The organism is Myxococcus vastator (assembly GCF_010894475.1).
GTDB lineage: Bacteria > Myxococcota > Myxococcia > Myxococcales > Myxococcaceae > Myxococcus > Myxococcus vastator.
Genome location: NZ_JAAIYB010000475.1, coordinates 1 through 6216 on the forward strand (window position 1 = coordinate 1; position 6216 = coordinate 6216).

The following is a 6216-nucleotide window of genomic DNA, read 5'->3' on the forward strand; positions in this document are numbered from 1 at the left end:
GCCCCACCACCGCGTCCGCCCGGCCCTCTCGCAGCGCCCGGCCCGCGTCCAAGGTGGTGGGCAGGTCCACCCAGCGCACGTCCGTGATGCGCAGCCCCGCGCGCGACAGCAGCCACAGCGCGAAGTAGTGCGACGAGCCATACGAATACACGCCCAGGCGCTTGCCACGCAGGGAGGCGAGGTCCGGCACGCCCACCGCGGCCAGGGCCTCCTGCCCCCGGCTGCGCCCCACCAGCATCAGCGTGCGGGGCGCCGCGTCCCGCAGCGACGGCGCCCACGCGGCCAGCCGGTCCACGGACAGGGTGGCCATGTCCACGCCGCCGTTCTCCGCGCCAATGGCCAGCGCGTGCCGCAGGTCGTCTTCCTTGGCGAAGAGCACCGCCCGCGCGTCCAGCGCATAGGCCGTCTTCAGCAGCCCCTGCGCCGCACCGGGCGGAGGCACCGGGTTGTCCAGCGTCGTCGCCCCGCCCGCCGCCACCAGCAGGCCCGCGGAGGCACCGCGCGGGCTGAAGCCGATGAGCACCGGCCTCAGGGGCACGGAGGCCACGTCCGCCACCGGGGCCGCCACGCCGGCCGGGAAGTCTCCCGGCGACAGGCGGACCGCCTCACGCGTGGACGGGAAGTACCGCTCCTGCAAGCGGTCCAGGTACCCCATGCGCGACGCGAGCGCGTAGCTCGCGCCGAGCACACAGAGGAACAGGAAGAGGATGAGACCTGGACCGCGGTGGAGCTTCATTCAAGACGGACTACTCGACGCCGACCTTCTTGCCGATGGTCTTCTCCGGACCGCTGCCCACCTCGGACACCGGCGCCGGGCTGCTGACGAGCCCCATCTCCATCTTGAACTGCTTCACCAGCTCGTCGGCCTGAATCTTCTCGGCCTCTTCCTCGATGTTCGCCGCGGTGTGGTCCACCGACTCGAGGGCCATCTGCATGCGGGCCTCGTTGATGGCGGACTTCTCCTGCACCTTGCGCAGCATCTCATCGTGGGTCGAGTCGATGCCCGCCACGGTGAAGGACTCCATCGTGTCGGCCACCTTGGCCTGCCACTTGGCGCGGCGCGCCTCGCGGATGGCGTTCATGGCCTCCTGCGTCTTGCGCTCCTTCTCGCGCATGAACGCCTTCTTCACCGACAGGGCCTTCTCGTAGGCCTGGCGCGCGGTGGACAGCTGCTGCTCGTTGCGGGCCAGCGCGTCCCGCTCCATCTGGAGCTTGGAGGCGTACTGCGCGGCCAGGTCGTCACGGCCCGCCTGGATGCCGGCCTTCACCTTGGCGGTCAGCGAGCGCACGTCCTCCTGGTACTTGGCGTTCTCTTTCTCCAGCAGCGTCACGTTCGCCCGGACCATGGCGATGGACTCGTTCATCTTCGGGACCTGGTCGTTCAGGTCTCGGACGTTCTGCTCGAGAATCAACTCCGGGTCCTCGATGGAGGAGACGAAGAACCCGGCGAAGCTACGCATTGCTCTCTTGAATCGCTGCCACATATCGGCCGTCTACCTCCGTCCAGACCTACTTGCAGCCACCTTACACGATTGCCAAGGCGAGCAAGCAGACACAGTCCCAATGTCTTCTCTGTCCCTACGCGCCTCTACCTAAAGCGATTGCGGCGGAGACAAAAGCGTGACGTGACGGTTCCACGCCGGAAAATGGGGCCCGCCCGCGTTCCGTTCGCCCATCCGTCCGCTTCCGCACGATAGGTGGCAGGGCTTGCAAGCAACGAAGGAAGCGGGGAAAACCCACGCCTCGTGACGTCTCCGCCTCCCGTGCCCGGCCCGCTCGAAGAGACGATGTCCCGGGCCATGGACGCCCAGCGGCGGAGCGTCGTCGGCGCGGGCGCGGCGGTGCGGCTCGCCGGCGCCGCCCTCTTCCTGACCATCAGCACCACGCTGTGGCTGGCCGGAGGCCGGGACTGGGGCGTGTACCCACCCGCGCTGGGGCTCTACGCCTCGGTCGCCGGCGTGCTGTTCATGCTCCGCCAGCGGCGCGTGGCCCGGGGCCTGGGCGCGGTGCAGTCCCTGGTGGACGTGGGGCTCGTGTACTGGCTCCAGTCCACCGCCCTGCCCGTCTCGCCCTTCCCAGCGGGCGTCGCGGGCTTCAGCCTGGGCCTGTTCGCGCTCGTCGTCGCCCTGAGCGGGCTGGGCATGCGCGGCACCGTCGTCTACGGCACCGCGCTGCTGTCCGCCGTGGCCCAGGCGACGCTCATGCGGCAGGCGGACGTGGGCTGGGGCGCGGTGGCCATCGCCGTGGTGGCGCTGGTGCTGGTGGCCGTGGTGAGCCACTACGGCACCGGGCGGCTGCGCGGCCTGGCGGTGACGCTCTCCCGCCTGGAAGTGGACCGGGCGCTGGAGGCCCGCCGCTTCCAGGAAGTGGAGGAGGCGCGCCGCACGATTGAGCGCATGCTCGCGGATGCCCAGGCCCAGAACGCCGAGCTGCAGCGACTGCAACGGGACAAGGAGCAGCTGACCGAGTTCCTGGTCCATGACCTGCGCTCGCCCCTGTCGGCGCTGACGCTGTCCTTGTCGTGGATGGAGCAGGAGGTGCCCCGGCAGGGCGGCCTGGGTGAGACGGTCCGCACGGGACTGGCCGTCACCGCGCGGCTGGACCGGATGATCTCCGACCTCATGGACGTGCCCCGCCTGGAGGAAGGCCGGCTGGAGCCGCAGCGGACCACCTTCCCGGCCACGCGCATCGTGGAGGACGTGCGCCGCTCCCTGGAGGGCGTGGCGCGCGCGCGCAAGCTCACCCTGGACGCGGAGGTCCCCGCGCGCCTGGAGCTGGTGGGCGACGCCGACCTGCTGGTCCGCGTCCTGGAGAACCTCACCACCAACGCCCTGCGCTACGCCCCGTCGGGCGGGCGGGTGCGCCTGGAGGCCGGCGCGGATGAGGCCGGCCGCTGGCTCGCGGTGCGCAACGACGGCCCGCCCATCTCCGAAGAGGCGCGCGGGCGCATCTTCGACAAGTACGGGCAGGCCGACGCGGAGCGGGACAGCCGCCGGGGTTACGGCCTGGGGCTCTACTTCTGCCGGCTCGCCGCGGAGGCCCACGGCGGGCGGCTGGCGGTGGAGGACGTGCCCGGTTGGTCCACGTCCTTCGTGCTGCGGCTGCCGGCCTGAGCCTCAGCCGCTGCGCGCCTTCTTCTGGCGGCGCTTGAGGATGCGCGCCACCTGCGCGTTCGCGTTCGCCAGGACCGAGGCGGCGTCCAGCGTGGTGAGCACCCCGTCGCGCAGCACCGGCTGACCGTCGATGAAGACGTGCGCCACGTCGCTGCCCCGCGCGGAGTGCACCAGCGGCACCAGCACGTCCTCGGGCGTGGGGCCCGCGTGCAGGCCGCTGACGTCCACCACGGTGATGTCGGCGCGCTTGCCGGGCTCCAGCGAGCCCACCTCGTCCTCCAGGCCCAGCGCCCGGGCGCCGTGCAGCGTGGCCATCTCCAGCACGCGCATGGGCGTCATCGCGCACGGCCCCACGCGCGGGTTGTGCATCACCGCGGCGAGCTTCATCTCGTAGAAGATGTCGAGCGCGTTGTTGCAGGGCGCGCCGTCCGCGCCCAGCGCCACCGCCACGCCGGCCTCCAGCAGCTCCGGCACCTTGGCGATGCCCGACGCCAGCTTGAGGTTGGAGCCGGGGCAGTGGCACACCACCGTGCGGGTGTCGCGCAGGAGGTCCTGCTCCTCCTGGGACAGCCACACGCAGTGGGCCATCGTCACGTGCGGGCCGGACATCCCCACCGTGTGGAAGAAGGCCACGTTGTCCTCGCCGCCGGTGTACTGGCGGACCGCGTCCGTCTCCTTCGCGTTCTCACTGGCGTGGGTGTGGATGCGCAGCCCGTGCTCCCGGGCCAGCCGCGCCACCTCGCGCAGCAGCTCCGGGGTGCAGGACAGCACGAAGCGCGGGGCGAAGGCGTAGCGCAGCCGGCCGTCGTGCGTGCCGTGCCAGCGCTCCTTCAGCGCCAGGCTCTCCCGCAGCGACGCCTCGGTGCTCTCGCGCAGGCCCGCGGGCACGCCCGCGCCCGCGTCCATCATCGCCTTGCCGCCCACCAGCCGGAAGCCGGAGTCCCGCGCTGACTCGAAGACGGCGTCGTAGTGGTACACGCTGCCCATGTCGAGCGCCGCCGTGGCGCCCGAGCGGATGAGCTCCGCGAACGTCAGGTCCGCGGAGGCCCGCATGGACGCGGCGTCGTGCGCGGCCTCGAAGGGCCAGATGCGCTCGCGGAGCCAGTCCAGCAGCTCCAGCCCGTCCGCGCGCCCGCGGAAGAGCGTCTGACAGGCGTGGAGGTGGCCGTGGATGAGGCCCGGCAGCACCACCTTGCCCGTCACGTCCACCACCCGCCGGGTGCCGCGGGGCTTGAGGCCCCGGCCCACCTTGGCGATGCGTCCATCCTGGACGAGGACGTCCGCATCCACGAGCACCTCGCGCTCGCGGTTCATCGTTACAACCGTGCCACCAGTCAGGAGCAAATCCACGGCGTGCTCAGGCTCTCTCTTTAGAGGAAGTCTTTGGTGAAGGCATGCGGCAGCAGCCCTCCCAGGGTGTAGCGCGCCTCGTCGCCCTTCGGCGTCCGGCTGCGCACGGGCAGGTCCTGCCCGCCAAACTCGGCCATGACCTGGCGGCACATGCCGCACGGAGGACAGGGCTCGGGGGTGTCCACGACGATGGCCACGGCCACCGGCTGGGTGTGCCCCTGGGCCACGCCCGCGGCGAAGGCATTGCGCTCCGCGCAGACGGTGAGCCCGTAGGTGGCGTTCTCCACGTTGCAGCCGGCCACCACGGCGCCGTCCGCGTAGAGGACGGCGGCCCCCACGGGGAACCGTGAATAGGGCACGTGGGCGCGCGCACGCACGCGCGCGGCTTCCTCGAACAGGCGCTCCCAGGGAACCTCGTCCGCCATGACGCCCTCCTACACGAAGCCGGATTGCGGTCCGCTACGAGCGGACCGTGCCGCGCTGCACTTCATCCAGGTGGCGCGCGATGGCCAGCTCAGACTCCACCGGCAGGTCCACGAAGCGGACCCGCGCCGCCGGGCCGTTGGCGCCCTGCGCGACGTGGAGCACCTCGCCCTTCGCCACCACCTCATCGGGGAGGATGGGCAGGTGGAAGCGGACCTCCACGCGCGTCCCCTGCTCCCACCCGGCGCCCTGCCAGGCGCAGCCGCCCAGGGACAAATCTCCCTCATGCTGCTCGAAGTCCCCCGAGCTGTCCTCCCGGCGCACCTTCAGGCGCATGGGGACCCGGGGTGAGTCCCGTCGGTCCTCGGCCTTGTCGCTCATCGAGTCGTTCCTCTCGGCCATCGCCGTTACCTCCCTGCCGCTCATGCTCGCGCCACCGCCACGCATTGGAAACCCACGTCCCCGTGGGTCCTGGCCCGCGAGCCCATACCGTAGACGCGTGCCGCCGTCTCGTCCGAGGCGACGTCCACCCCTCCGACCGCCCTCCCCGCCTCGTCGCAACGCCTCGTCACCTGGGCATCATACGAGGGAACACCCGCGCGCGAGGCCGGGAATTTGGGGCCCCACCGTTCCAGGCCGGGCCAGTTGGCGGATTGCCCGCCCCCACCGGGGGCCCGGCGCGGGGGTTTCCAGGCGGGGCGCTCAGGCCGGGACGCCCTGCTCCCGGGACGCCCACCAGTCCTCGCCGTAGCTGATGCAGAGCTGCTCGCCGGGGTGGATGTCCCGCAGGGCGTGGTAGCAGAAGACGTCCCGGGTCGCCTCGCGGTGATAGGACGTGTTGGGCTCGCGGGCGTGGTTGTAGATCATCCCATACCCCAGCACGAGCGCCACCCACGCTCCCTCCCGGGGCGCCTCGTGCGCGGCCCACTGGAGCAGGAAGACGTAGTCCTGGAGCTGGGGGTTCTGGGAGAGGGCGCGCGGCAGCTTGAGGTAGTGGCATTCCTCGATGAGGGCGCCCGCCTTGATGAAGGCGTCGGTGAAGACGCCGTAGCCCCACTCGCACGGCCGGACCTTCACGCCCGGATGGAGGTACAGCGCCGCGCCCTGGTTCATGGTCTCCCGCCCCGCATGGCTCAGGGCTGAAGGATGGCGCCTTCCCCGTGCGGGGTGAAGCCAGAAGGTGCCGGCCATGCCCCCGGTGGTGGGTCGGGTCCGGGCCGCCTCTGGGCGGCGGCGCGTCAGGCCACTAGAGTGCGCCGCCAGAGTTCCTCCCCGCCCGCCCCCTATTCGTTCCAACGCGCGATGCGTGCGCGGCGGCCCACCCGTGTCC

The 6216-nt window shown here is 71.6% G+C and carries 7 protein-coding genes; 1 reads left to right on the plus strand and 6 read right to left on the minus strand.

The window, feature by feature from the left end; translation table 11 throughout:
- Together G4D87_RS31680 and G4D87_RS31685 are read right to left on the minus strand one after the other, a co-directional pair.
- Positions 1-736 (minus strand): ABC transporter substrate-binding protein (locus G4D87_RS31680; protein ID WP_371928631.1); only part of this gene is annotated, 736 nt, incomplete at its 3' end.
- Positions 737-746: 10 nt separating this feature from the next.
- Positions 747-1484, minus strand: coding sequence for a PspA/IM30 family protein (locus G4D87_RS31685; RefSeq protein WP_163786428.1), 738 nt, complete (start codon positions 1482-1484; stop codon positions 747-749).
- A gap of 261 nt (positions 1485-1745) precedes the next feature.
- On the opposite strand from G4D87_RS31685, the gene G4D87_RS31690 reads away from it, so the two are divergent.
- A complete protein-coding gene (locus G4D87_RS31690; RefSeq protein WP_163786429.1) occupies positions 1746-3113 on the plus strand; it encodes a sensor histidine kinase in 1368 nt (455 codons plus the stop codon).
- A 3-nt stretch (positions 3114-3116) separates the two neighbouring features.
- Here the strand turns inward: G4D87_RS31690 and G4D87_RS31695 are convergent, their stop codons facing one another.
- The 4 genes from G4D87_RS31695 to G4D87_RS31710 all read right to left on the minus strand — a co-directional run bounded on the left by G4D87_RS31695 (position 3117) and on the right by G4D87_RS31710 (position 5999).
- Positions 3117-4463: a 5'-deoxyadenosine deaminase gene (locus G4D87_RS31695; RefSeq protein WP_163786430.1), complete on the minus strand. Its 1347-nt coding sequence runs from the start codon at positions 4461-4463 to the stop codon at positions 3117-3119.
- A gap of 20 nt (positions 4464-4483) precedes the next feature.
- Positions 4484-4888, minus strand: a complete 405-nt coding sequence (locus G4D87_RS31700; RefSeq protein WP_163786431.1) for a cytidine deaminase — start codon at positions 4886-4888, stop codon at positions 4484-4486.
- Positions 4889-4922: 34 nt separating this feature from the next.
- The gene (locus G4D87_RS31705) at positions 4923-5288 is read right to left on the minus strand and encodes a TIGR02266 family protein (RefSeq protein ID WP_240358770.1); all 366 of its coding nucleotides are present in this window, start codon (positions 5286-5288) and stop codon (positions 4923-4925) included.
- 300 nt (positions 5289-5588) lie between these two features.
- A complete protein-coding gene (locus G4D87_RS31710; protein WP_163786433.1) occupies positions 5589-5999 on the minus strand; it encodes an SET domain-containing protein-lysine N-methyltransferase in 411 nt (136 codons plus the stop codon).
- Positions 6000-6216: the final 217 nt, after the last annotated feature.

Excerpts from the sequence above, each read along its gene's own strand:
- G4D87_RS31685 (WP_163786428.1), bottom strand. The coding sequence starts at position 1,484 with ATGTGGCAGCGATTCAAGAGAGCAATGCGTAGCTTCGCCGGGTTCTTC.
- G4D87_RS31700 (WP_163786431.1), bottom strand. The coding sequence starts at position 4,888 with ATGGCGGACGAGGTTCCCTGGGAGCGCCTGTTCGAGGAAGCCGCGCGC.
- G4D87_RS31705 (WP_240358770.1), bottom strand. The coding sequence starts at position 5,288 with ATGGCCGAGAGGAACGACTCGATGAGCGACAAGGCCGAGGACCGACGG.
- G4D87_RS31710 (WP_163786433.1), bottom strand. The coding sequence starts at position 5,999 with ATGAACCAGGGCGCGGCGCTGTACCTCCATCCGGGCGTGAAGGTCCGG.